Raw genomic sequence first — 23962 nt, 5'->3', positions numbered from 1 at the left:
TCGGAGGTGTGCAGAATCCTCAAGACGCCACTCCGACCCGCATGTTTCCCCTCATCCCTCCCTGGACCCACCCGGCCCCGCGGCGATCGACCCGTGCCACGCCGGGCGCACCGACCACGCTAATACCTGTCGGCACCTGGTCCTGCACGGTCCGGCACAGTCACCGGTTCGTGGAGACGCGTCGACTTTTCGCCGCGAAAGCCGACCATTTGGGGAAAATGGGAGCAATTCCCACGGCGGTCACTGGTCATTCGCCGGTCGGCACGCCCGTCACGCGTCGCCGTACGCCTCCCCGCCGAGTTCGAAGCCGGCCGTGCCCGCGGTGGTGTCGGCGAGCCAGGCGCGGAACGCGGGCACGTCGGCGTCGGGGAGCCCGATCTCGATGGTGACGGCCTCCCCGTAGCGGACGTCGCGCACCTCGCGTCCGGTGGCCCGCAGGTCGTTCTGCACCTTGCCCGCGCGCTGGTGGTCGACGGTGACCGTCGCGAGGCGGAAGCGCCGGCGGGTGAGGGTGCCGAGCGCGTCCAGCGCCTCGCCGACGGCGCCGCCGTACGCCCTGATGAGACCGCCGGCGCCCAGTTTGACGCCGCCGTAGTACCGGGTGACGACGGTGACGACGTAGCGCATGTCACGCCGCATCAACATCTGCAGCATGGGGACGCCGGCGGTGCCGCCGGGCTCACCGTCGTCGCTCGCCTTCTGCACGGCGGCGTCGGCGCCGATGACGTACGCGTAGCAGTTGTGTGTGGCGTCGGCGTGCTCCTTGCGGACGGCCGCGATGAACTCCTGGGCCTCCCGCTCGGTGGCGGCCGGGGCGACGGCGCACAGGAATCGTGAGCGGTTGACCTCGGTCTCGTGCACGCCGGCGCGGGCGACGGTGCGGTACTCGTCCTGCATCGGGCCAGCCTATGCGCAGCCCGGTACACGTCCGCGCCGGGCGTGCGCGCCGGCGCCCACAACGGGGCAGGGGCTGCCGTCAGTCCTTCTTCCCGCCGCGGGCGACGATCAGGTCCGTCAGGAGGGCTGTGCCCGGGGCCAGGGCGGACCAGGTTTCGCCGTGCCAGGCGAGGACGGCGACGGCGGAGGTCGGGAACTTGGTGCGGACGGTCTCCAGGGCGTCGTCGAGGGCGTCACCGGCCAGGTCCAGCACCAGTTCCTCCAGGCCCGGGTTGTGCCCCACCAGCAGCAGGGTCCTGACCCCGTCGGGGACCTCGTGCACCACGTCCAGCAGCTCCGCCGCATCGGCCGCGTACACGCGCGGGTCGAGGCGTACGGGCGGCGGCGTCCCCCACTGCGCGGCAACCGCCTCCCAGGTCTGGGTGGCCCGGACGGCCGTGGAGCACAGGGCGAGGTCGGGCAGGCAGTCCGCTTCGGCGAGGGCCCGCCCGGCGGCGGGGGCGTCGCGGCGGCCGCGCGCCGCCAAGGGGCGTTCGTGGTCGGGTACGCCCACTGGCCAGGCCGACTTGGCGTGCCGCAGGACGACGAGTCTGCGCAGCGGTCCCGCTCCCCGTCCGTTCATGCCGGTGCTCCGATCTGCCGGGTCAGCTCCAGCCCGAGGAGCCGGTCCGCGTAGGCGAACGTCTCGAACCGCGCCCCGTCCGGCACGTCGTCGGCCCGTTCCACGGCCCGCAGGACGGCGAGCACGGAGGGCACGTCCAGGTCGTCCTCCCAGGCGGTGCGCAGGGCCTGCCGCACGTCCTCGGGGATGGGCCTCGACGGGCGGGTGGCCCAGCCTGCCACCGCCCTGCGCCACGCGTCGAGGGTCTCGTCCGCCTCGGCCAGGGCGAGGGCGTCGAGCGCGACGGGGCTGCGGCGGGGCAGGCGGAGCAGGGCGAGCCGCAGGGCGGTACCGGACGCGGCCGGTGCCTCTCGCCCGGTGACCGGGGCGACCTCGACGCCGACGCCGTCGCCGGCCGTCTCCCCGGTGCCGGCCACCTCCAGCACCTGCCGCCCGCCGCCCGCCCCGGCGGCCTCCGTAGGCCGGATGCCCAGGTCGTCGGCGCGTGCGCGCAGCGTGGCGGGCGGGTCGGCGACCAGCAGGACGGGGACACCGCCCATGTCCAGGGCCCGCGCGAGGACATCGGCGACCAGCAGCACGCGCAGCCCCGTCGTGTCGTCGCTCGGCGCGTGGACGTGGACCCTGGTGAGCGCTCTGCGGACGTCGACGGGCTCGCCGGTCCGGGCGTCGGTGATACGCAGCACGAGGTGAGCGTAGGCGCGCGAGCTGCGGAACGCAGTGCGCACCACGTCATTCCGTGCGGCCGACCGGGGCGACGGCCCGGCCCGCTCCGCGGTCGTCCGGTCGCCGGTCGCCGGTCGCCGGTCGCCAGTCGCCGGTCAACGGTCGCCGGTCACCCGGCGGCGCCGCTCGGGTGGGCGCGGGAATCACCGGACCCGCCGCGCTGTTGGCGCAGGCAGCCCGCACCGGGCGCTCTCGTACGGACGATGAGGAGACAGGACATGGACGGCGACGCCGCCACGATCCGCAAGATTCTGACGGAACTCGGCGACACCTGGGCCGTCGTGGGCCTGTCCACCAACCGCGGCCGCGCCGCGTACGGTGTCGCCGAGGTCCTCCAGCGCTACGGCAAGCGGGTCGTCCCGGTCCACCCCAAGGCCGAGACGGTCCACGGCGAGCAGGGGTACGCCTCGCTCGCGGACATCCCCTTCCCGGTGGACGTCGTCGACGTCTTCGTCAACAGCGACCTCGCCGGTCCGGTGGCCGACGAGGCCGTCCGGATCGGTGCCCGGGCCGTCTGGTTCCAGCTGGGCGTCGTCGACGAGGAGGCCTACGACCGCACCCGCGCCTCCGGGCTCGACATGGTCATGGACCGCTGCCCGGCGATCGAGATTCCCCGGCTGGGCTGACGGTCGGCACGGCGGCTCACGTTCCACGGCGGCGCGGGGTTCCGCACTCTGCTCAGCCGTGGGCGATGACCGCCACCGGGGCCGCCGCGTGGTGCAGCACCGCGTGGGTGACCGGCCCGAGGTGGGCGCCGAGCGGGGAATGGCGTGCCCGGCGGCCGACGACGACCAACGACGCCTCCCGCGACACCGCGACGAGGTGGCCCGCCGCCTTGCCCGGGGGTGACTCCTCGACGACCTCGACGTCCGGGAACTCCTGCCGCAGGGCGTGCGGTGCGCCGACCGACCCGAGGACGTCCTCGGGGCCGGGCGCCGTGTCCGGCGCGGCGCCCTCGTGAGGTCCGCGCCCGGCCGGGGACCGGTGGCCCGGGTCGTGGACGACGCGCAGCCCGGTGTTCCGCAGGGCGGCGGCCTCGAAGGCGAACCGGAGCAGCGTCTCGTCCGGGTGCGCGGTGTCCAGGCCGAGGACGACGGGCCGGAACGGCGTCCCGGCGGACGCGGCCCCTGACGGATCCGAAGCGTGCTCGTCGTCGGCCGACTCGCCGGCCCGGACGAGGACGACGGGACGCTCCGTGTGCGCGGCGACGTGCAGTCCGACGGAGCCGACGAGGAGGCCCGCGACGCCGCTCCGCCCGTGCGAGCCGAGGACCAGCAGCTCGGCGTCCACGGCCGCCTTCAGCAGTTCCTCCGTCGCCCGGCCCGTCAGCTGCTCCAGGCCCACCTCGACGTCCGGATGGCGCCGCCGGACCTCGTCTGCGGCGTCGCGCAGGATCCGCCGCGCCCCGGGGCCCGCCGACGTCACCCCGTGCTCGGCCCAGCCCTGCTGGGCGGACGGACCGAGCATCGGGGACCGTCCCATCGGCTGGGGCACCGGTTCCCAGACGTTGACCAGGAGCAGGGGCAGGGCACGGAGCCGGGCCTCGCGGGCCGCCCACTCGACGGCGGCGCGGCTCTCCGGGGAACCGTCGAAGCCCACGGTGACGGTGCGGGGCATGGGCGCATCTCCTGACGTCGAGGCCTGTCTCCAGGATCGCGGCAAGGCGGCGGAAACGCAGCGGCGCGGCGGCCCGGATCCCCTGAGAGGCGGCCCAAGGCCGTGAGAATCGGTTCATGCTGAGCATCGGATCCGTGGTGATGGGGGCCTCCGACGTCCGGCGGGCCGCCGCGTTCTGGACGCAGGCGCTGGGTTACGTGCCGCGTGAGGAGCCGGAGGACGACTGGGTGGTACTCGTGCACCCCGACGGCGGCCGGCCGCAGCTGTCGCTCGGGCTGAGCGAGACGCCGGTACAGCAGCGGCCCCGTGTACATCTGGACCTCTACGCCGGGAACTCGGCGGACCAGGCGGCGGAGGTCGAACGGCTGGTCGGCCTCGGCGCGCGCCGCGTCGACTGGGAACTCTACGAGGACGACTCCGACTTCATCGTCCTGGAGGACACGGAGGGCAATCGCTTCTGCGTGATCGATACGGGTCGAGGTTGACCTGAGGCCGGTGTCGGCCCCAGGCCTGAGGCCATCGGCACCGCCTCACACCGGCAGCAGCCGCGTCACCAGTTCCCCGAGGCGCCGCGCGTTGCGGCAGGCGTGCATCTCGACGACCTCGGCGTAGACGTGCGCGGCGGAGTCGCCCGTGGACCACAGCTCGGGTGACTCGGGGTTGAGCCAGTGGACGCGGCGGGCCCGGGCGGCGACGCGGCGCAGGGCGGCCACGTTGGGGTCGAACCCGTTGGTGCGGGCGTCACCGAGGACGATCACCGAGGTGCGCGGCCCCACGGCGTCGAGGTGCCGCTCGGCGAACTCCCCGAGTGCGGTCCCGTAGTCGCTGCTGCCGTGCCAGCCGCTGATCGTCGCCTCCTCGGCGATCCGGCGGCCGAGTTCCGCCGGATCGGCCTCACCGGTGGTGACGAGGTGGGTGACCTCGTCGACCTTGTTGACGAAGGCGAAGACCCGCACCTTGCTGAACTGGTCCCGCATCGCCTGCACCAGCAGCATCGTGAAGTTCGCGAACCCGGCGACCGACCCGGACACGTCGCACAGCAGCACGATCTCCGGGCGGGCGGGCCGGTGCCGCCGGTAGGCCGGGCGCAGCGGTACTCCCCCGGTGGACAGCGAGCGGCGCAGTGTGCGCCGGATGTCGATCTTGCCGCGCGCCGCCCTGCGCCGCCGCGCGGCGAGACGGGTCGCCAGTTTGCGGGCCAACGGCTGCACGGTGCGGCGGAGTTCGACGAGTTGTTCGCGGTTGGCGATGAGGAAGTCGACCTGGTCGGCGCTGCGGGCGATGCCCCTCTGGGCGATCAGCGCCGCGCCCCGCCGTTCGGCGACCCGCCGCCGCGCCTCGGTACGGACCCGTTCGCGGAAGTCCTCGATACGGCGCCGGATCTCGTCCGCGTCCAGCCGGTCGGTGAACCCGCCGGAACCCGGGCCGCCCGAGCCCGGCCCGGCTCCAGCGCCGCCCGTACCACAGGCGCCGGCGCCGAACCCGCCCCCGGCACCGTTCCCCGGTCCGAAGCCGGAACCACTGCCGCCGCCACCCCCTCCGCCGGCCCGCTGCGCCGCGAGGATTCCGGCGAGCAACGTCTGGGGCCGCAGGCGGTCCAGCGTCTGGTGGGCCGACCAGCCGTCCGACTGGGACGACGTGCCGTACCGGCCGAGCAGTTCGACCGCCTCACCGGCGAGCCGGTTGAGCGCGGCGACGTCACCGGCGGCGAGCGCGGCGGCGATCCGTGCGCGCAACTCGTCCCGGTCCGCGGCCGGAGCCTCCCACGCGCCCGTCAACTCGCCCACGCCGAGCGGGAAGTACAGCTCGAAGGCCGCGTCGAACACGGCCCGCTGACGGTCGGCGCGGAGCAGCGCCGCCGCCAGGCCCTCGCGGATCCGCTCCCGGTCGGCGAGGCCCAGCACCTCCACAACGGCAGCCGCGTCCACGGTCTCGCCGGGCCCGATCCGGATGCCGTGGCCGCGCAACGCCCGTACGAACCCCGTGAGCCGCTCGGCGAGCGGCGCACCGGAGGTGGCTTCGCCCGAGGGGGCCGTATCGGGGGCAGCCGTGCCCGGGGAGGCCGTGTCGGAGGCGGACCCGGCGCCGTCCACGGCGGTCATACCAGGGTCAGCTTCCGCGTGGCTTTCTCGATGTCGTCCCGGTGCTTGAGGATTACGCCCAGGCTGTCCCGGACGACGGTCTCGTCCAAGGTGTCGGCGCCCAGCGCCAGGAGGGTGCGGGCCCAGTCGATGGTCTCGGCCACCGAGGGCGCCTTGCGCAGGTCCATCTCCCGAAGCGCGCCGACGACGCGGACCAGGGAGTCGGCGAGCACGGCGTCCAGGCCGGGCACCTTGAGCCGGACGATCCGCTGCTCCAACTCGGCGTCGGGGAAGTCCAGGTGCAGGAAGAGACAGCGGCGCCGCAGGGCCTCGGAGAGTTCGCGGGTGGCGTTGGAGGTGAGGACCGTGAAGGGGCGCCGGGTGGCGGCGATGGTGCCCAGTTCGGGCACGGTGACCTGGAAGTCGCTGAGCACTTCGAGGAGCAGCCCCTCCACCTCGACGTCGGCCTTGTCGGTCTCGTCGATGAGGAGCACGGTCGGCTCGTCGCCCCGGATGGCGGTCAGCAGGGGCCGGGTGAGCAGGAACTCGTCGCTGAAGATGTCGTTGCGGGTGTCGTCCCAGGCCTCGTCGCGTCCGGCGCTGATGCGCAGCAGTTGCTTGGCGTGGTTCCACTCGTACAGGGCGCGGGACTCGTCGATGCCCTCGTAGCACTGGAGCCGGACCAGGCGGGCCGCGCCGACCCGGGCGACGGCCTTGGCCAGCTCGGTCTTGCCGACGCCCGCGGGGCCCTCCACGAGCAGCGGCTTGCCCAGCCGGTCGGCCAGGAAGACCGTGGTGGCGACGGCCGTGGAAGCCAGGTAGCCGGCCTCGGCGAGCTGTGCGAGGACGTCGTCCACGGAGGAGAAGAACCCCGTCCCCGCGCCCTCGGGTCGGGACCCGTTCGAGTCGGCCATCTGCCACTCCCCCTCGCACGTACGCGGTGCCGCCGACCGACACCGTCCTCAAGCTACCAAGCGGTCGCTTTGCCTGCACAGGGGTACGGGATCCCGCCGACGAAGGGTGCGCGAGGTCACGACGGCGACCGCCCGCCGGGGCGCACCCGCCCCGACCGCGCACGCCCTCCACGGCCCACCGCCCGCCTCAGGCCCGCCGCCCGCCTCAGGCCTGCCGTCCGCCTCAGGCAGCCTCAGGCCGCCTTGACGAACCGTTCCACCAGGTCCCCCCACCCCCGCTCCAGCCGCTCCAGCGACATCCCTCGTCGGCCGACCAGGTGGTCGACCAGGTGGATGTCCAGGTAACCGAGCATGGTCTGCGCCATCAGCTCCACGTCACCGGTGACCTCGGCTCGGCGCAGCAGCATGCACAGGTGGCCGAGCCGCAGCTGGTTGGCGGGGCCGCTGAACCGGCGGGAGGCGTCGGCGCCGGCGGCGAGGTAGAGGTCGCGATGGGCGTACTCGTGCCGCAGGACGGCCGCGCCGAACGCGCGGAGCCGCTCGGCGGGCGGCGCGTCCGGGCCGAGGGGCGGCGGCCCGGTCAGGAACGCGGCCTGGAGCTCCCGCTCGTGGTGGTCGAGGAGGGCCACCAGCAGTCCTGTGCGGTCACCGAAGCGCCGGAAGACGGTGCCCTTGCCGACCTGCGCCTCGGTCGCCACGGCCTCCATCGTCAGGTTGCCCGCCCCGCACTCCCCGGCCAGACGGGCGGCGACCTCCAGCAGGCGGGCGCGGTTGCGTGCGGCGTCCGCCCGCAGTCTCGGCTGGTCACCGACGGGCGGAACGAAGTCGATCAGTCCGTCGAGGGAGTCACCCTCCGAGGGCCTGACCAAGGGCGGCAGCGGCTCGTTCATGAAAAGAGCGTAACGCTCACCACAGAGAAGTGGACCGCGGTCCGGATAGCTGCTACAAATTTGAACGGACCCCGGTCCGTTTATCCCGGATCCCTGTCCTTCAGCTTTCCGCCCCTGCTAGGAGTCAGCTCATGTCCGTACGCATCCTCGCGCTCGTCGGCAGCCTTCGCGCCGGTTCGCACAACCGTCAGCTCGCCGAGGCTGCCGTGAAGCACGCCCCCGAGGGCGTCGAGATCGAGCTGTACGAGGGCCTGGCCGACGTTCCGTTCTACAACGAGGACATCGACAACGAGGCCGCCCTCCCGGCCACCGCCGCCCGGCTGCGCGAGGCGGCCGGCCAGGCCGACGGCTTCCTGCTCTTCTCCCCCGAGTACAACGGCACCATCCCGGCCGTCCTGAAGAACGCCATCGACTGGCTGTCCCGCCCGTACGGCGCCGGCTCCTTCACGGGCAAGCCGGTCGCCGTGGTCGGCACTGCCTTCGGCCAGTTCGGCGGCGTGTGGGCGCAGGACGAGACCCGCAAGGCCGTCGGCATCGCCGGCGCCACGGTCCTGGAGGACGCCAAGCTCTCCATCCCCGGCTCGGTCGTCCGCTTCGCCGAGACCCACCCGGCCGACGACGCCGAGGTCGTCACCGGCCTCACCGCCGTCATCGAGCAGCTGACCGCCAACACGGGCACCGCGGCCGCCTGAGTCGCGCACGACCGCACGTCGCCGGGTTCCGGGCCGCGAGGCCCGGGGCCCGGCGCCGCCGTTCCCGCCCCGCGCCGGTCGCCGGATCCGCGCCGGCCAGACGGCGCCCCCGGAGTCCGCGGCGCCCGTCGGACGATGCCCAGCCCTCCCCGGGCGACCGCGGCACCCCTCAGGCGATGCCCAGCCCCTCCAGGACGACCGCGTCGGGCAGTTCGGCGAACGCCTTGCCCGGTACCAGCAGCTTGCCGCGCCGTCGGCCGCTGCCGACCAGGACGTAGGGCAGGTCGACCACGGCGGAGTCGACCAGGACCGGCCACCCTGCCGGCAGCCCGACGGGCGTGATGCCGCCGTACTCCATGCCCGTCTCCCCGGTGGCCGTGTCCATCGGCGCGAAGGACGCCTTGCGGGCGCCCAACTGCCGCCGGACCACGCCGTTGACGTCGACCCGGGTCGTGGAGAGCACCACGCAGGCCGCGAGGCTCGACTCGCCGCCCCGCTTGCCCGCGACGACCACGCAGTTCGCGGACCGCTCCAGCAGATCCCGCCCGTAGTGCTCGACGAACACGGCCGTGTCGGCCCACCGCGGGTCCGTCTCCACGTACAGGATCTGTTCGGCGGGCACGGCGCCGCCCCAGTGGCGTACGGCGTCGGCGACCGGCCCGACGAGCCGGTCGAGGCATGCGGGGGCGGGCGTGGCGTGGTCGAAGTCTCCGATGGGTGCGCGCATGAGCGGCACGCTAACAAAGCGCCGGTGAGGGGAGGTCGACGTCTCAGTGGACGGGCGGCACCGAGACCGTCAGCACCATCTCGGTCGGGACGTCACCCTCGTTGGCGTACCGGTGCGTGGCGTTGGCCTCGAAGGTGACGCTGGCGCCGGCCGGGACGCGGTACTCCGCGCCCTCGACGGTGAGCGTCAGTTCGCCGGCGGTGACATGCGCGATCTCGACGGTGCCGGCCGGGTGCGGATCCGATCCGCTGCTCTCGCCCGGCATCAGCCGCCAGTCCCACATCTCCAACGGACCGGGCGCCTCCGTACCCGCGAGGAGCCTGCTGTAGCTGCCCGCGTCGGTGTGCCACAGCCGGACCACCTGCTCGGCCGGGACGACCCGGACCTTCGGGCCCTGCTCGTAGTCGAGCAGGGTGGTGATGCTGATACCGAGGGCGTCGCCGATCTTGACGACGGTGCCGATGCTGGGGTTGGTACGGGCCTGCTCGATCTGGATGAGCATGCCGCGGCTGACTCCGGCACGGGCGGCGAGGGCGTCCAGGGTGAAGCCGCGTTCCGTGCGCCAGCGTTTGACGTTCCGCGCCAGGGACTGGGTCAGCAGGTCGAGGTCCGACACATTCCGTCCAATATTTTGAATGGCAGAGTTCACTGCAATGAACTACGGTGGAGTGCACCCTTCGTTCACCGAACTGTACTGCGAGGCCGCCGCATGACCGCACTCTTCGCCCTGGCCACCAGCCTGCTGTGGGGCCTGGCCGACTTCGGCGGCGGGCTGCTGAGCAGGCGCGTCCCGCCGCTCACGGTGGTCGTCGTCTCCCAGACGGTCGCGGCCGGCGTGCTCGGCGCGATCGTCGTCGCGACCGGCGGCTGGAGCGAGGCCGGCCCCCGGCTGTGGTTCGCCGTGGCCGCCGGCGTGGTGGGCCCCGTCGCCATGCTCGCCTTCTACAAGGCGCTCGCCCTCGGCCCCATGGGCGTCGTCTCCCCGCTCGGCTCGCTGAGCGTGGCCGTCCCGGTGGGCATCGGGCTCTTCCTCGGCGAGCGCCCCGGCCTGCCGCAGATCGCCGGCATCCTGGTGGCGATCGTCGGAGTCGTGCTCGCGGGCGGTCCGCAGATCAAGGGCGCCCCCGTCCAGCGCCAGGCCATCCTCCTCACCCTGGTCGCCGCCTTCGGCTTCGGCGCGGTGATGGCCCTGATCTCGGAGGCGTCGACGACGCTCACCGGCCTGTTCCTGGCCCTGTTCGTCCAGCGCGTCACCAACGTCGCCGCGGGCGGCGCCGCCCTCTACGTGTCGGTGCGGCGCGGCACCCCGGCCCTGCCGCCCGAAGGCTTCCCGTACGGCTCGCTCCCGGCGTTCGCCTTCGTCGGCCTCGCGGACGTGGCCGCCAACGGGACGTACTCCCTGGCCGCCCAGCACGGCCCGGTGACCGTCGCCGCCGTCCTCGCCTCGCTGTACCCCGTGATCACCGCCCTGGCCGCCCGCTTCATGCTCGGCGAACGCCTGCGCCCCATCCAGGCGGCCGGCGCGGGCCTGGCCCTGGCAGGCACCCTCCTCCTGGCCACAGGCTGAGCACCCCTGCCGGCAACGGGCTGAGCACTCCGCCACCGGAAGACCCCACCGCCGCCCAAGGGGCGCGGGGAACTGCGCGACCAGCCACCACGAACCCGCAGCCGCCGACGCACCCGAACGGACCGAGCGCCGAGGCGACTCCCCCGCCCTTTCCGCTCAGGCGGACTCCCCGGCCCCTTCCGCCTCCCACTCGGCCAACGCCAGCAACTGCTCCGGCGTGACCCCGTCAGGAATCGGCACGGGCGCGGGCGTCCGGATCGGCGGCTGCCAGCCCTCCACCGGGTCCCACCGCCGTACGACCTTCGCGGGCGCCCCGGCCACCACCGAGCGGTCCGGAACCTCGCCCCGGACGACCGCTCCGGCGGCCACCACCACGTTGCGCCCGATCCGCGCCCCCGGCAGGATCACCGCGCCGGTGCCGATCCAGCAGCCGGGCCCGATGGACACCGGGTCCATCCGCGGCCACTGCTTGCCGATCGGCTCGTGCGGGTCGTCGTACGAGTGGTTCGTGGACGTCACGTACACATACGGCCCGAAGTAGCAGTCGCTGCCGATGGTCACGCTGGTGTCGGCGATGACATGGCTGCCCCGGCCGAGGACGACGCCGTCGCCGATGCGCAGGATGGGCTCCGCGCCGAGGTCGAGGTCGGGCATCAGCCCGGCGGTCAGCGTGACCTGTTCGCCGATGATGCAGTGGGAGCCCAGATGGATCCACGGCTCCCCGAAGACCGTGCCCAGCGGGAAGGCCAGTCTGGTACCGGTTCCCATCGCGCCGAACCGGAAGCGGCCGGGGTGCTCGGCCGTCACCGCCCCCGTGCGCTGTACCCACTCCCAGCCCGCGTGGACGGCGCGCTGCACCGCGCGACGCCGCCATGACGAGAACGTGTTCCTGCTTCTGGGCACCCGCTCACCGTACTCACCGGTCGGCTTCCGGACCGTGTCGTTCGACTGTGATCTTCACCCCACGCGACGCCGTGCCCATGGCTTACGGTGCGGAGGGAGACTGATCCATCACCAGGAGGCGGCAATGAATCGGCAGCGGGCCCTGATCACGGTGTTCGGCGGCAAGAAGCCGGACGTGGAGGACGCCGCGTTCGTCTCCCCCACGTCGACGGTGATCGGCGACGTGACGCTGAGCCCCGGGTCCAGCGTCTGGTACGGCGCGGTGCTGCGGGCCGAGTTCGAGCCGATCGTGGTGGGGGCCGGGAGCAATGTGCAGGACAACTGCACGCTCCATGTCGACCCCGGTTTCCCGGTCTCGATCGGCGAGCGCGTCTCGATCGGGCACAACGCCGTCGTGCACGGCGCGACCATCGAGGACGACTGCCTGATCGGGATGGGCGCCACCGTGCTGAACGGCGCGGTGATCGGAGCGGGCTCCCTCGTCGCGGCGCAGGCGCTGGTGCCGCAGGGGATGCGGGTGCCGCCCGGTTCGCTGGTCGCGGGGGTGCCGGCGAAGGTCAAGCGCCCCCTCACCGAGGAGGAGCGCGAGGGCGTCACCTTGAACGGCACGCACTACACCGAGCTGGCGCAGGCCCACCGGGCCGCGCAGGAGGAGTACGGCGCCTGAGACGGCGGAAGGGCCGCGCCACCGGTAGGCGGCGCGGCCCCTGCCCTGTCGGCACAGCCCTCGTATCTGCCCGTGCTCTGCCCCTGCTCCCTCGTGCTTCCTCGGGCGCGGGGGGTCTCAGTCCGCGGCGGGGACCAGTTCCGTCTCGCCGGCCTCGGCCTTCTCCGCCGCCTTCTTCGCCTTGCGCTTGACCACCAGCATCGACGCCACACCGATCAGCACGGCCAGCACCAGGCCCAGCCACGAGAAGCGCTTGAGCCACGCCTCGGCCACCACGCCGACGTAGTAGATGACGGCGGTGGTGCCGCCGGCCCAGAGGATGCCGCCGAGGACGTTGGCGGTGAGGAAGCGCCAGTACGGCATCTGCAGGACACCGGCGAGGGGGCCGGCGAAGATCCGCAGCAGGGCGATGAAGCGGCCGAAGAAGACCGCCCACATGCCCCAGCGGTCGAAGGACCGCTCGGCGACCGCGATATTGCTCTCGCTGAAGTGCTTGGGGAATCTCCGGCCGAGCTTGGCCAGCAGCGGACGCCCGCCCTTGCGGCCGATGGCGTAGCCGATCGAGTCACCGATGATCGCGCCGGCCGTGGCGCAGGCGCCGAGGACGACCGGGTTGATCTCGCCGTGCTGGGACGCGAGCAGCGCGGAGGAGACCAGGATGATCTCACCCGGCAGGGGGATGCCCAGGCTCTCCAGACCGATGACCAGCCCCACCAGCAGATAGATGCTGAGCGGTGGCACCGTTTCGAGCCACTCCTGGACGTGCAAAGCCGCTTCCTCCCATGCGTCCGGTTCTCGGGCCCGCGGCACGCGCTCATGGTGGAGCGCGCGCCGGGGCAGCCTACCTGCTTACTGGGACGGCGGCGGAGCCCGGCAGGTTGTCCCACAGGTCGCACGCGTGCTCCCCGTGCACGGTCCGGCTGAGCCCGTTTCCGCCCTGCGCGGCGGTCCTGAGGGTCAGCACCCGGTCGCCTCCGGCCGGGACTGCGGGCTGACCGGCGGCCCTCGGCACCCCGTCGCGGATGAAGGAGCCCCAGTAGTCGGTCATCTGGCGCGCCAGGGCCTGCTGCCCGGCGTCCAGCGGGCTGTCCAGACCGAAGTGCCGGAAGAGGTACTGCACCTCGTTGACATGGGTCGCGCCGAAGTCGAAGTCGGTGCCCAGGTTGCGCAGTGAGGCGAAGGGCGGGGAGGTCCGGTCGGCGAACTCGTACGCGTACACGGGTCCGCGCCCGGCGAGGACCTCGTTCAGTCGCAGCGCGGGGCAGGCGAAGCCCTGGTCGCCCTGGGCGGTGCCGTACGCGATGGTCGGCGAGGGGTGGTCCGTGAGCGGGTAGCGGGCGAGGACGCGGTCGCCGTAGGCGGCCCGCATGACCGTCGGGTACCGCTCCGCGGTGAGCGGGGTCCCGGCCGCGTCGAAACGGCCGAAGGCGAACAGGTGGCCCTCGTCCTGGTTGGCGCCGTTGAGGACGGGCACCCGGGCGGCCGCCCCCTTCCGGAACGCCTCGAAGGGCTGGACGGGCAGGAAGGCGCCGCCGGTGACGGGCCCCCAGTTCAGGCCGGCCTGGGCGGCGAGGATCTCGGCGGCGGTCTTCCCGCGCAGGCACGCCGTGTCCGCGCAGCCGAGTCGTGTCATGAAGGTCCTGCCCTGGTCGACCGCCGACTCGTGCGTGCGCGCCGAGCAGTCGCCGTACGCGCCGCTCTGCACGATGCCGGCGCGGAACAGACCCCGGGAGGTGGGTGAGGCCAGCTGGGTGCAGACGGAGCGGCCGCCCGCGGACTCGCCCGCGATGGTGACGCGGCCCGGATCGCCGCCGAAGCGGCCGATGTTGGCCCGTACCCAGCGCAGCGCGGCCTGCTGGTCGAGCATGCCGAAGTTGCCGGAGACGCCGTCGCTCGCCTCCTTGTCGAGGTCTTCGGTGGCGAGGAAGCCCATGGCGCCGAGGCGGTAGTTGACGGTCACGACGACCGTGCCGGTACGCCGTGCGAAGGCGTCCGGTACGACGTCCTCGCCGGCGCCGGCGGTGAGGCCGCCGCCGTGCAACCAGACCATGACCGGACGGCGCGTGGTGCCCTGCGGTGTGTACACGTTGAGGGCCAGGCAGTCCTCGGTGTGGCTGGGCCGCTCGTAGCCGGGGTCCCAACTGGCTGTCTGCGTGCATCTGTTGGCGAACGCGCCGGCCTCGCGCACCCCCTGCCAGGGGGACACCGGCCGGGGCTCGGTCCAGCGGAGGTCACCGACGGGCTGCCGGGCGTAGGGGATGCCGAGGAACTGCCGCCCCTCGGCCGTGGTCTGCCCGCGTACCCAGCCGGCGTCGGTGCGGACGACGGCCGGTTCCGAGGGGGGCGCGGCCTGGGCCGGGGCGGGTGTCAGGACGGTGGCGGCGAGGGCGGTCGCTCCCACCGCCAGCCGCCATAAGCGGGCGGAACTCCGGGACACGGTGTCGTGCATGAGCCTCACTCCTTCGTGCAGGCGTCGTGGTGGACCACGGGTGCGCGTGTCGGCGGGGAACCTAGGGCCGCCAGTGACTCGTGTCAATGAGTCGCGCGAAGGAGCCCTCGCCGGTCGGCCGGGGCGGCGGACGGCGAGGGTGACGTGAGGGGACCGGGTCAGCCGTTGGGGCGCAGGGTCCAGATGACGGTCATCTCGCCGGTGACGGCGCCGTCCGCGCGCCGGATGGCGACGGAGACGGGGAACTCGGGGCGCTCACCTGCGTCGAGCTCGGCGACGACCTCGACGGCGGGACGACCGAGGGTGGCGGTGGCCGTGACCTCACCCATGGCGAGCTTCTTGTACGCGATCTCGGCGCTGACCGCGAGGGGCACGGCACGCGAGAGCTGGTCGCCGAAGGCGGCGAGCACGATCGCCCCGCTCGCCGACTCGCCCAGCGTGAACATCGCACCGGCGTGCGGCCCGCCGACGTGGTTGTGGAAGTCGCTCCGGTCCGGGAGCGCCACCACGGCCTTCTCCGGCGTGGTCTCCAGGAACTCCAGGTTCAGCGTCCTGGCCATCGGCACCGTGGCGGCGAGCATCTCGCCGATCGACATCTGGTCTGCGCTCATGCCGCGATGTTACCCACGAGTAGGAACCTCTGACCAGGGGTGCCACGGTGTGGTCAGCGCAACAGAACCGGGCCGCGCCCCGATCCCTCACGAACTCTCCACCTGACCAGTACATGCCTGGGGGTGCACGGTGACGGAACCGTGGCATGGGCTCACTAGTGTTGCCGGACATGTGGCCAGGACAGCAGCAGCCGCCCGGGGGCGAGCAGAATCCGCAGCAGAACCCGTACCAGCAGCCGGGGTACCAGCAGCCGAATCCCTATCAGCAGCCCGGCTATCAGCAGTCGGCCGCGCAGGGACCGTACGGGCAGCAGTGGGGCGGCCCGGCGCCGTCGGGCGCGCCGGAGCCGCCCGGCAAGAGCGGTGACCGGACCAGGCTCATCGCCGTCGTGACGGCCGCGGCCGTGGTCGTCGCCGCCGGGGTGACCGGATTCCTGGTCCTCGGCGGCGACAAGGACGAGGAGGCGAAGGGCGGCGGCAAGGGCGGGAAGTCCTCGGCGAGCGCCTCCCCTGACCCGAGCCCCTCCGCCTCGGCCGACGACGGCCGCGGCGCGGACGGTCCGAAGCCGACCGTCGAGGGCTGGAAGGTCGTCGTCAACCCCAAGTGGGGCACCGCCTTCGACGTCCCGGCGGACTGGGAGGTCGCGTCGCCGACCACCATCACCGGCTTCGAGGACGTCAAGGGCGAGGCCGGCGACCCGCCCCTCATCACCATGTCGGCACCGGCGTTCCTCAAGTCCGAGTGGTGCACCTCGGACGACGACAAGGACGGCCGCGAGGACCACACCGAGCTCGCCGGCGCGGGCACCAAGGGCGCGAGCGGCGCCAAGGACACCGACGAGGTCGCCCTCAACCAGGTGCCCTGGTACGTGTACGGCGGCTACACGCAGCCCGACCGCAAGAGCCTCACCGTCGACAAGAAGGCGCGGCCGTACACGACAGCCTCCGGGGTGGAGGGCAGTGTCGCCTGGGCCCGCTCCAAGAACACACCGCAGAAGGGCAAGTGCGCCAGCGACGGCAAGGCCGTGACCTTCGGGTTCAAGAACTCCGCGGGCGACTATGTGGCGTGGAGCCTGTTCGGTGCCACCGGTGTCGACGACGAACTCCCGGACGCCACCATCGAGAAGATCCTGAGCACGGTCCGGCTGTACGGCGAACCGACGGGTGGCTGACGACCGCGGGGCGGGGGCTCCGTGGCACCCCCGCCTCCGGCACATCTATGGTTACGAGCCATGTGGCCAGGACAGCAGCAGCCGCCCGGGGGCGAGCAGAACCCGCAGCAACCGAACCCGTACCAGCAACCCGGGTACGGCCAGCCGGGACAGACGGGGCATCAACAGCCGGCGTACCCGCAGCCCGGGTACCAGCAGCCGAACCCGTACCAGCAGCCCGGTTACCAGTCGACGGGTCAGCAACCGCAGTACGGGCAGCAGCCCCAGTGGGGTGCCCCGTCCCCGGTGGGCGCGCCGGAACCGCCGGGCGGAGGCGGCGGCAACCGGACCAAGCTCATCGCGATCGTGGCGGCCACGGCGGTCGTCGTCGCCGCCGGTGTGACCGGTTTCCTGGTCCTCGGCGGTGACGAGGACGGCAAGGTCGAGGCGAAGGACGACTCCAAGCCGTCGGTCTCGCCCACGCCGACCGCCTCGGAGAGCCAGGACAACCCGCGCGGTGAGGACGCCGGCGCGAAGCCGACCGTCGAGGGCTGGAAGGTCGTCGTGAATCCGAAGTGGGGCACGGCCTTCGACGTGCCCCCGGACTGGGACGTCAAGACGCCCGGCACCTTCATCGGCTTCGACGACAACTCGAAGGACGACACCTCCGTCATCATCGGCATGTCGGCGCCCGCCATCCTCAAGGAGAAGTGGTGCGTCGCCGACGCCAACAAGGACGGCTACAAGGAGGAGACGTCCCTCGCCGCCGTCGGCACCAAGGGGCAGCAGGGCGCGAAGGACACCGACGACATCGCCCGCAACGACTCGGCGTGGTGGGTGTTCGGCGGGTACACCGACCAGAAGGACTCCTCGAAGAAGCTGATGAAGGTCGGCAAGCCGGAGCCGTACACGACGGCGTCGGGCCTCGAGGGCAGTGTCGCGACCACCTCCTCGACCGGTGTCCCCAAGAAGGGGAAGTGCGACACCGACGGCAAGGCGACCACCTTCGCCTTCAAGAACTCCAAGGACGACTTCGTCTCCTGGACGTTCCACGGCGCGAAGGGCGTCGACGACGAGGTGCCGGACGCGACGGTGAAGAAGATCCTCAGCACGGTACGGCTGTACGGCGAGCCCACGGGCGGCTGAGCGCGACACCGGGTACGGGGGCCGGCGGGTGCCGGCCCCCGAGGCAGCCGCGCCAGCCCGTGCCGCTGGCCTGATCTGGCCCTACGCCATGCGGAAACGGTTTGGCAAGCACTGCCGGGGGCGGCGATAGTCGGCCGGTGACCACTCCCGCCGCCTTCCGCCGCCGACCCGCCTGGGCGGGCCGCAACTACACGATGCTGACGGCCGCCGCTGTCGTCACCAACCTGGGCAGCCACGGCGCCCTCATCGCGGCCGCCTTCGCGGTCCTGGAGTCGGGCGGCGACGGCGGGGACGTGGGTCTGGTCGCGGCGGCGCGCACCCTGCCGCTGGTGCTGTTCCTGCTGATCGGCGGCGCGGTCGCGGACCGGTTGCCCCGGCACCGGGTGATGGTCGCCGCGAACACCCTCAACTGTCTGTCCCAGGCCGTCTTCGCGGTGCTGGTGCTCACCGGGGAGGCGCGGCTGTGGCAGATGATGCTGCTGTCCGCCCTCGGTGGCACCGGGCAGGCGTTCTTCAACCCGGCGGCCGAGGGCATGCTGCTGTCCTCGGTCACCGCCGAGCAGGCGGGGCGGGCCTTCGCCCTGTTCCGGTTCGCCTCGCAGGGCGCGACCATGACCGGCGCGGCCGTCGGGGGTGCGCTCGTCGCGGTGATCGGCCCCGGCTGGGTGCTCGCCGTCGACGCGGCCGCGTTCGCGATCGCCGGGGCCATGCGCGCCTTCCTCGACGTGAGCCACATACCGGACCGCGAGCCGGGCCACGGCATGCTCGCCGATCTCCGCGACGGCTGGCGGGAGTTCGTCGGCCGGCCCTGGCTGTGGGCGATCGTCGTGCAGTTCTCCCTCGTCAACGCGGTCATCGTCGCCGCCGACGCGGTCTACGGCCCCCAGGTGGCCCGTGACCATCTGGGCGGTGCGGGCCCCTGGGGTGTGGCGCTGGCACTGTTCGGGGCGGGCAACGCCGTCGGGGCGCTGCTGATGACCCGTTGGAAACCGCGCCGGCTGCTCTTCGTGGGTGTGCTGTGCGTCTTCCCGTTCGCCCTGCCGTCCGCGGCGCTCGCCGTGCCCGCGCCGATCGCCGTCCTGTGCGTGTCGATGTTCGTCAGCGGGATGTCGATCGAGGTGTTCGGCGTCTCCTGGATGACGGCGCTGCACCAGGAGATCCCCGAGGAGAAGCTGTCCCGCGTCTCGGCGTACGACTGGTTCGGCTCGGTCTCGATGGTGCCGCTGGCCGCCGCGCTGGCGGGGCCCGCGGAGAGCGCCTTCGGCCGTCCGGCGGCCCTGTGGGGCTGTGCCGGGCTGTGCGTCGCGGCCACGGCGGCGGTGCTGTGCATCCGGGACGTGCGGACCCTGACCCGGTGGGGCACCAAGCCCGTCGCCCTCGGCGAGCCGGACGCCGAGCCCCGCTCAGCCGATGCCGAAGGCGCCGTCGGGCGGCTCGGGTGACGGCACCGCGTCCTCCTCGCCGACGGGCGCGGCACCGCCGATGAAGTCGCGCAGCGCCGCCCCGTGCTCGACCCGCGCGGGGAAGGTGTCACCGGCGGTGCGCCGGGCGAGGACGCCGATGTCGAGCGGCCGGTGGGAGGCGAGCAGCACGGCGTTGCCGAACCTCCGGCCGCGCAGCACCCCGGGTTCGGCGATCAGCACCAACTCCTCGAACACGGTGCCCAGGGTCGCCAGTTGGGACCGCAGGAACGCGAAGGGCGCGGCGTCGGCGAGGTTCGCGAGGTAGACGCCGTCCGCCCGCAGGACCTGTGCGGCGGCCCGCGCGTATCCCTCGGTCGTCAGATGCGCGGGCACGCGTGAGCCGCCGAAGACGTCCGCGACGAGTACGTCGGCGGAGCCCGCGGGAGCGCCTTCGAGCCATTTCCTCGCGTCGGCGCCGTGCAGGGTGATCCTGGCGTCCGCCGGCAGTGGCAACTGCTCGACGACGAGGTCCAGCAGCCCCCGGTCGTACTCGACGACGTCCTGCCGGGACCCCGGGCGGGTGGCGGCCACGTAGCGCGGCAGGGTGAGCGCGCCCCCGCCGAGGTGCAGCACGTCGAGCGGCCGCCCCGGCTCCGCCACCGTGTCCAGGGCGTGCCCGAGCCGCCGCGCGTACTCGAACTCCAGGTGCGTGGGCTCGTCCAGGTCGACGTACGACTGCGGGGCCCCGTCGACCGTCAGCAGCCAGGCCCGCTCCCGGTCGACGTCGGGCATGAGCTTGGCGGTGCCCCGGTCGATGGCACGGGAGACGGGTATGGCTTCGTTCACGGGGCCCATTCTGCCGGGCGCGGAGCCGACCGAGGGACCGTCGGAGCGCTGCCGGACAGGGGACGTGGCACACCGCGCGACCGGCCGGAACGGGGTGTGGGGGACCGTGTGACCGGCCGGAAAGCGGTGTGGGGGACCGCGTGACCGGCCACGACGGCCCGCGGTCCCCCACCCTCCTTGCCCCCGACTAGCGGACGGCCGTGACGGTCCCCGCACCTACCGTGCGGCCGCCCTCACGGATCGCGAACCCGAGACCGGGCTCCAACGGAACCTCCCGTCCCAGCTCCACGCTCATCGTGACCCGGTCGCCCGGCCGGGCGACGGCCGCCTCCCCGAGGTCGACGTCACCGACCACGTCGGCGGTGCGGATGTAGAACTGCGGCCGGTACCCGCTGGACACCGGCGTCGTACGGCCCCCCTCCTTCGCCGACAGCACATACACCTGCGCGGTGAAGTGCCGGCTGGGCACGACGCTTCCCGGCGCGGCCACCACGTGTCCCCGCCGGACGGTGTCCCGGGCCACTCCGCGCAGCAGCAGCGCCACGTTGTCCCCGGCCTGCGCCTCCGCCATGGGCTTGCCGAAGGTCTCCAGACCGGTGACGACCGTCTCGACGTCCGCGCCGAGCACCTCGACCCGGTCGCCGACCCGGATGGTGCCCCGCTCGACGGCGCCGGTGACGACGGTCCCCCGCCCGGTGATCGTCAGGACGTTCTCCACGGACAGCAGGAACGGCGCGTCCAGATACCGCTCGGGCATCGGGACATAGGTGTCCACCGCGTCCAGCAGCGCCTCGACGGCCGCCGTCCAGCGTGGGTCCCCTTCGAGGGCCCTGAGCCCGGAGACCCGTACGACGGGGACGGAGTCGCCGCCGTAGCCGTGCGCGGTGAGCAACTCGCGCACCTCCAGCTCGACGAGGTCCGTCAGTTCCTCGTCACCCGCGTCGGCCTTGTTGAGCGCCACCACGATGTGGTTGACGCCCACCTGCCGGGCGAGCAGGACGTGCTCGGCGGTCTGGGGCATGATCCCGTCGAGCGCGGAGACGACGAGGATCGCCCCGTCGAGTTGCGCGGCGCCGGTGACCATGTTCTTGACGTAGTCGGCGTGGCCGGGCATGTCGACGTGCGCGTAGTGCCGGGTGTCGGTCTCGTACTCGACGTGCGCGATGTTGATGGTGATGCCGCGCGCCGCCTCCTCGGGGGCGCGGTCGATGCGGTCGAACGGCACGAACGTGCCCGCCCCGCGCTCGGCGAGGACCTTGGTGATGGCGGCGGTCAGGGTGGTCTTGCCGTGGTCGACATGGCCCATCGTGCCGATGTTGACGTGCGGTTTCGTGCGGACGTAAGCGGTCTTGGACATGGCGCTACCTCGAAGCCTCTTCAGCGGTACTGAGTGATGGCCCCGGAGCCGTGAGGGCGTGGCCGGGACGGGGACCCCGAGAATGCGCCGACCCTCCCCCTGCGGGGTCCGCCGGAATCTCCGGGAAGGGTCAGCTTCGGGCGCCGTCTGCGGCGGCCACGGCGATCAGAAGGGCAGCCTTCGGCGCATCCGCGTCTACCGCGGACGCTGCGAGAACGAAGGCGTACCGGAACATGGGTCGATCCTCGCCGACCTGTCGGCCCGCGTCGAATGGTTTTCCGGGCGGGCGAGTTCGGGAACCGGGCCGAAGAGAGATGCTTCACAGGTCGGGGGCCGAGTGAACGCGGGCCGGGCGGTGCGCGTGCTCCCGAAGGCGCAGGCCGCGCGGTGTACGGTCCCCGGCCGGGCGCCCGGTGGCCGATGCCCGAGGGGGCTGTCGTTCCGGTTCCTGTGACCGCGGTGAGACGTTCCGTGGGGCATACGCGCACATCGGTCGGTTACCGTCGACGAATGCTCGATGCCACCACCCGCTCTGGGGGCACCGCCTCGGTCCTTCCCCGGGCCGCCGCCACGGAGCTCGCCGTCGCCGCACCCGCAGCCGTCCCCGCCGTTTCGCCGAACGGCGCCGCCCGCTGGGGCAGAGCGCTGCTCTCGCCGTGGGCGCGGTTCTCGCTGCTGCTGGCGCTGCTCGCCGGCGCCGTGGTGACCGTGTTGCTGTTCGAGCCGCAGCGGCTGCTGGCCGACGGCTGGCCGCCCCAGTTGAGCGGCGGCACCGCGGCCGTGGTGTTCGCGGTGGCGTACGGGCTGTGCACGGTGGCGTTCGTGCCCCGGCCGATCCTCAACATCGCGGCGGGCGCTCTCTTCGGCTCGCAGCTGGGTCTGGCCTCCGCTCTCGCGGGAACCGTCCTCGGGGCGGGCATCGCGTTCGCTCTGGGCCGGATGCTCGGGCAGGACGCGCTGCGGCCGCTGCTGAGGCACCGCTGGCTGAAGTCGGCGGACGGCCAGCTCAGCCGTCATGGGTTCCGTTCGATGCTGGCGGCCCGTCTCTTCCCCGGGGTGCCGTTCTGGGCGGCGAACTACTGCGCCTCCGTCTCCCGCATGGGCTATCTGCCGTTCCTGCTGGCCACCGCCCTCGGCTCCATCCCCAACACCGCCGCCTACGCCGTCGCGGGCGCCCGCGCCTCCGCCCCGACGTCCCCGGCCTTCCTGCTCGCGATGGCGTGCATCGCGCTCCCGGCCCTGCTGGGCGCGGCCGTGGCCTGGCGCAAGCGCCACCACCTGCGGGCCCGCTGACACCGCCGGGCGGGACGGCCCCGAAGGGCCGTCACCCGCCGTGGCCCTGACCACGTTCACCGAAGTCCCGTGGAACGCCCCCTCCTACGCGCGGTGGGGTCACCCCCTGCCTGCGGGCGATCCGCGCGCGGGAAGCGGCGCGCGGCCTGGACCGGTGCCCCTGGGCATGCATGCGCCGGCCCGGGTGACACCGCCGCCCGTTCCCGTGGTGGGCTCCGCGGGCGGCGTGGGCCGCGTCAGACCACGGCGAGCCTGTCCACCAGCAGCTCCAGTCTCCCCTCGGCGTACTCCGCCGGCAGCCGTCCGGCCCGGGTCAGGGTCGCCAGCCCGTGCAGGGACGCCCAGAACACCTCGGTGAACACGCCCGGGTGGACGCCGTCCCCGGCGACCTCCGCGAGGGTCTCCAGCAGCGCGGCGAAGGCGTCCTTCAGCGGTGCGGGGGTGTCCTCCCGCGCGAACGCCAGGCCGCCGTCGAGCTGGAACATGGCGTCGTAGACCGCCGGGTTGCGCTCGGCGAAGTCGAGGTAGGTGCGGGCGAGGACGACGACCCGGGCGCGCGGGCCGTCCGCGGTGGGGGCCGCTGCCCGCAGCGCCGCGGCCATCTCGGTGGCGCCTTCGAGGGCGACGGCGCCGATGATCTCCCGCTTGCCCCGGAAGTGGCTGTAGAGGACGGGCTGGCTGTACTCGATGCGCTCGGCCAGCCGACGGGTGGTGACCGCGTCCCAGCCCTGCTCCTCGGCGAGTTCGCGGGCCGTCGCCACGATCAGACGTTCGCGGGCCGCCCGCTCGCGTTCCTTGCGTTCCTGTACCGACATGCCTCGAATCCTAGCACCGCTAGACAATCGAGCGGCGCCAGTACTAGCGTTGCCACATCAGCTAGCAACGCTAGATCGATCGGGAGGCATCACCATGCTCAACGCGCTTCAGGTCGTCACCCTCGTGTCCGTCGGCGTGATGGTGGGAGTGGAGTTCTCCGTCGCCTTCGTCCTCAACCGGATCCTCGACGCGCTCCCCGGCGACAGCGGCCAGCTCGGCCGCTCCCACGGGGGCCGGATGCTCGGTGCCGTGATGCCGGTCTGGTACATCAGCTCGCTGGCCCTCGTCGGGGTCTGGACGGCGGCCGGTTGGCACGATGCCGGCACCGGTCTCGTCGTCACCGCCGGCGTGCTGCTGCTCCTCAGCGTGATCATGTCGGTCCTGCTGCTCGTCCCGATCAACAACCGGGGCAAGACCTGGACCCCCGACAACCGGCCCGCCGACTGGAAGGAGCAGATGAACCGCTGGGAGCGCTACCACTACGGCCGCGTCGCCCTCATCATCGCCGCCTTCGCCCTGCTGGCCGCCGCCCTCGTCTGACAAGGCGGCAACAAGAGGCTCCCACCCGCGCCCTGAAGGGGCGCGGGGAA

26 protein-coding genes are annotated in these 23962 nt (G+C 73.0%); 10 read left to right on the top strand and 16 right to left on the bottom strand.

Annotation, left to right across the window (positions count from 1 at the left end; all coding sequences use genetic code 11):
* Nucleotides 1-270: 270 nt before the first annotated feature.
* From M8J73_RS37515 to M8J73_RS37505, 3 genes are all read right to left on the bottom strand, one after another.
* Nucleotides 271-897, bottom strand: a complete 627-nt coding sequence (locus M8J73_RS37515; protein ID WP_055515102.1) for a YigZ family protein — start codon at nt 895-897, stop codon at nt 271-273.
* Between the two features lie 79 nt (nt 898-976).
* Nucleotides 977-1519 (bottom strand): SixA phosphatase family protein, encoded by a 543-nt coding sequence (locus tag M8J73_RS37510; RefSeq protein WP_055540861.1) that lies wholly within the window; start codon nt 1517-1519, stop codon nt 977-979.
* On the bottom strand, nt 1516-2202 hold the full coding sequence (locus M8J73_RS37505) for a hypothetical protein (protein WP_206187956.1): 687 nt from the start codon (nt 2200-2202) through the stop codon (nt 1516-1518). Before M8J73_RS37505 ends, M8J73_RS37510 begins: the two co-directional genes overlap by 4 nt.
* Nucleotides 2203-2460: 258 nt before the next feature.
* Between M8J73_RS37505 and M8J73_RS37500 the strand changes: the two genes are divergently transcribed.
* The gene (locus M8J73_RS37500) at nt 2461-2868 is read left to right on the top strand and encodes a CoA-binding protein (protein ID WP_055540862.1); all 408 of its coding nucleotides are present in this window, start codon (nt 2461-2463) and stop codon (nt 2866-2868) included.
* Nucleotides 2869-2920: 52 nt separating this feature from the next.
* Here M8J73_RS37500 and M8J73_RS37495 read toward each other — a convergent pair whose 3' ends face one another.
* A complete protein-coding gene (locus M8J73_RS37495; protein ID WP_055540863.1) occupies nt 2921-3859 on the bottom strand; it encodes a universal stress protein in 939 nt (312 codons plus the stop codon).
* 116 nt (nt 3860-3975) lie between these two features.
* On the opposite strand from M8J73_RS37495, the gene M8J73_RS37490 reads away from it, so the two are divergent.
* On the top strand, nt 3976-4344 hold the full coding sequence (locus tag M8J73_RS37490; RefSeq protein ID WP_055540864.1) for a VOC family protein: 369 nt from the start codon (nt 3976-3978) through the stop codon (nt 4342-4344).
* Between the two features lie 45 nt (nt 4345-4389).
* Here M8J73_RS37490 and M8J73_RS37485 read toward each other — a convergent pair whose 3' ends face one another.
* The 3 genes from M8J73_RS37485 to M8J73_RS37475 all read right to left on the bottom strand — a co-directional run bounded on the left by M8J73_RS37485 (nt 4390) and on the right by M8J73_RS37475 (nt 7744).
* Nucleotides 4390-5961 (bottom strand): VWA domain-containing protein, encoded by a 1572-nt coding sequence (locus M8J73_RS37485; protein WP_249829620.1) that lies wholly within the window; start codon nt 5959-5961, stop codon nt 4390-4392.
* Nucleotides 5958-6854, bottom strand: coding sequence for an AAA family ATPase (locus M8J73_RS37480; protein WP_055543426.1), 897 nt, complete (start codon nt 6852-6854; stop codon nt 5958-5960). Before M8J73_RS37480 ends, M8J73_RS37485 begins: the two co-directional genes overlap by 4 nt.
* A gap of 233 nt (nt 6855-7087) precedes the next feature.
* Nucleotides 7088-7744: a TetR/AcrR family transcriptional regulator gene (locus M8J73_RS37475; protein ID WP_249829619.1), complete on the bottom strand. Its 657-nt coding sequence runs from the start codon at nt 7742-7744 to the stop codon at nt 7088-7090.
* A 131-nt stretch (nt 7745-7875) separates the two neighbouring features.
* Between M8J73_RS37475 and M8J73_RS37470 the strand changes: the two genes are divergently transcribed.
* On the top strand, nt 7876-8436 hold the full coding sequence (locus tag M8J73_RS37470) for an NAD(P)H-dependent oxidoreductase (RefSeq protein ID WP_055543242.1): 561 nt from the start codon (nt 7876-7878) through the stop codon (nt 8434-8436).
* A 169-nt stretch (nt 8437-8605) separates the two neighbouring features.
* On the opposite strand, the gene M8J73_RS37465 is transcribed toward M8J73_RS37470, so the two are convergent.
* Both M8J73_RS37465 and M8J73_RS37460 read right to left on the bottom strand, forming a co-directional pair.
* On the bottom strand, nt 8606-9163 hold the full coding sequence (locus M8J73_RS37465; protein ID WP_055543244.1) for a YbaK/EbsC family protein: 558 nt from the start codon (nt 9161-9163) through the stop codon (nt 8606-8608).
* A gap of 43 nt (nt 9164-9206) precedes the next feature.
* Entirely contained in the window at nt 9207-9779 is a 573-nt protein-coding gene (locus tag M8J73_RS37460; protein WP_055543241.1) for a helix-turn-helix domain-containing protein, read from the bottom strand.
* 93 nt (nt 9780-9872) lie between these two features.
* Between M8J73_RS37460 and M8J73_RS37455 the strand changes: the two genes are divergently transcribed.
* Nucleotides 9873-10730 (top strand): EamA family transporter, encoded by an 858-nt coding sequence (locus tag M8J73_RS37455; RefSeq protein ID WP_055543240.1) that lies wholly within the window; start codon nt 9873-9875, stop codon nt 10728-10730.
* 156 nt (nt 10731-10886) lie between these two features.
* Here M8J73_RS37455 and M8J73_RS37450 read toward each other — a convergent pair whose 3' ends face one another.
* A complete protein-coding gene (locus M8J73_RS37450) occupies nt 10887-11633 on the bottom strand; it encodes an acyltransferase (RefSeq protein WP_055543239.1) in 747 nt (248 codons plus the stop codon).
* A 124-nt stretch (nt 11634-11757) separates the two neighbouring features.
* On the opposite strand from M8J73_RS37450, the gene M8J73_RS37445 reads away from it, so the two are divergent.
* Nucleotides 11758-12300 carry a gamma carbonic anhydrase family protein gene (locus tag M8J73_RS37445; RefSeq protein ID WP_055543238.1) on the top strand — a complete coding sequence of 181 codons (543 nt, stop codon included), beginning with the start codon at nt 11758-11760 and terminating at the stop codon, nt 12298-12300.
* 117 nt (nt 12301-12417) lie between these two features.
* Here M8J73_RS37445 and M8J73_RS37440 read toward each other — a convergent pair whose 3' ends face one another.
* The 3 genes from M8J73_RS37440 to M8J73_RS37430 form a co-directional block, all read right to left on the bottom strand.
* Nucleotides 12418-13068, bottom strand: a complete 651-nt coding sequence (locus M8J73_RS37440; protein ID WP_055543237.1) for a DedA family protein — start codon at nt 13066-13068, stop codon at nt 12418-12420.
* Between the two features lie 73 nt (nt 13069-13141).
* Nucleotides 13142-14749, bottom strand: coding sequence for a carboxylesterase/lipase family protein (locus M8J73_RS37435; RefSeq protein ID WP_249829618.1), 1608 nt, complete (start codon nt 14747-14749; stop codon nt 13142-13144).
* Between the two features lie 158 nt (nt 14750-14907).
* Nucleotides 14908-15345, bottom strand: coding sequence for a DUF4442 domain-containing protein (locus tag M8J73_RS37430; RefSeq protein WP_249829623.1), 438 nt, complete (start codon nt 15343-15345; stop codon nt 14908-14910).
* Nucleotides 15346-15530: 185 nt separating this feature from the next.
* Between M8J73_RS37430 and M8J73_RS37425 the strand changes: the two genes are divergently transcribed.
* The 3 genes from M8J73_RS37425 (at nt 15531) to M8J73_RS37415 (ending at nt 19099) form a co-directional block, all read left to right on the top strand.
* Nucleotides 15531-16532, top strand: a complete 1002-nt coding sequence (locus M8J73_RS37425) for a DUF8017 domain-containing protein (protein WP_249829622.1) — start codon at nt 15531-15533, stop codon at nt 16530-16532.
* 60 nt (nt 16533-16592) lie between these two features.
* The gene (locus M8J73_RS37420) at nt 16593-17657 is read left to right on the top strand and encodes a DUF8017 domain-containing protein (protein ID WP_055541743.1); all 1065 of its coding nucleotides are present in this window, start codon (nt 16593-16595) and stop codon (nt 17655-17657) included.
* 194 nt (nt 17658-17851) lie between these two features.
* Nucleotides 17852-19099: an MFS transporter gene (locus M8J73_RS37415; protein ID WP_283947389.1), complete on the top strand. Its 1248-nt coding sequence runs from the start codon at nt 17852-17854 to the stop codon at nt 19097-19099.
* Here the strand turns inward: M8J73_RS37415 and M8J73_RS37410 are convergent.
* A complete protein-coding gene (locus tag M8J73_RS37410) occupies nt 19061-19906 on the bottom strand; it encodes a spermidine synthase (protein ID WP_055541741.1) in 846 nt (281 codons plus the stop codon). The genes M8J73_RS37415 and M8J73_RS37410 overlap by 39 nt on opposite strands.
* Nucleotides 19907-20093: 187 nt before the next feature.
* The gene (gene tuf / locus M8J73_RS37405) at nt 20094-21263 is read right to left on the bottom strand and encodes an elongation factor Tu (protein ID WP_249829617.1); all 1170 of its coding nucleotides are present in this window, start codon (nt 21261-21263) and stop codon (nt 20094-20096) included.
* A gap of 510 nt (nt 21264-21773) precedes the next feature.
* On the opposite strand from tuf, the gene M8J73_RS37400 reads away from it, so the two are divergent.
* Entirely contained in the window at nt 21774-22556 is a 783-nt protein-coding gene (locus tag M8J73_RS37400; protein WP_055543317.1) for a TVP38/TMEM64 family protein, read from the top strand.
* A 236-nt stretch (nt 22557-22792) separates the two neighbouring features.
* Here M8J73_RS37400 and M8J73_RS37390 read toward each other — a convergent pair whose 3' ends face one another.
* Nucleotides 22793-23371 carry a TetR/AcrR family transcriptional regulator gene (locus M8J73_RS37390; RefSeq protein ID WP_055543316.1) on the bottom strand — a complete coding sequence of 193 codons (579 nt, stop codon included), beginning with the start codon at nt 23369-23371 and terminating at the stop codon, nt 22793-22795.
* Between the two features lie 94 nt (nt 23372-23465).
* On the opposite strand from M8J73_RS37390, the gene M8J73_RS37385 reads away from it, so the two are divergent.
* The gene (locus tag M8J73_RS37385; protein ID WP_055543315.1) at nt 23466-23912 is read left to right on the top strand and encodes an anthrone oxygenase family protein; all 447 of its coding nucleotides are present in this window, start codon (nt 23466-23468) and stop codon (nt 23910-23912) included.
* The last annotated feature ends 50 nt before the right edge of the window (nt 23913-23962 follow it).

The organism is Streptomyces neyagawaensis, assembly GCF_023516595.1.
Lineage (GTDB): Bacteria > Actinomycetota > Actinomycetes > Streptomycetales > Streptomycetaceae > Streptomyces > Streptomyces neyagawaensis.
This window is presented reverse-complemented; position numbering and strand designations above follow the sequence as displayed.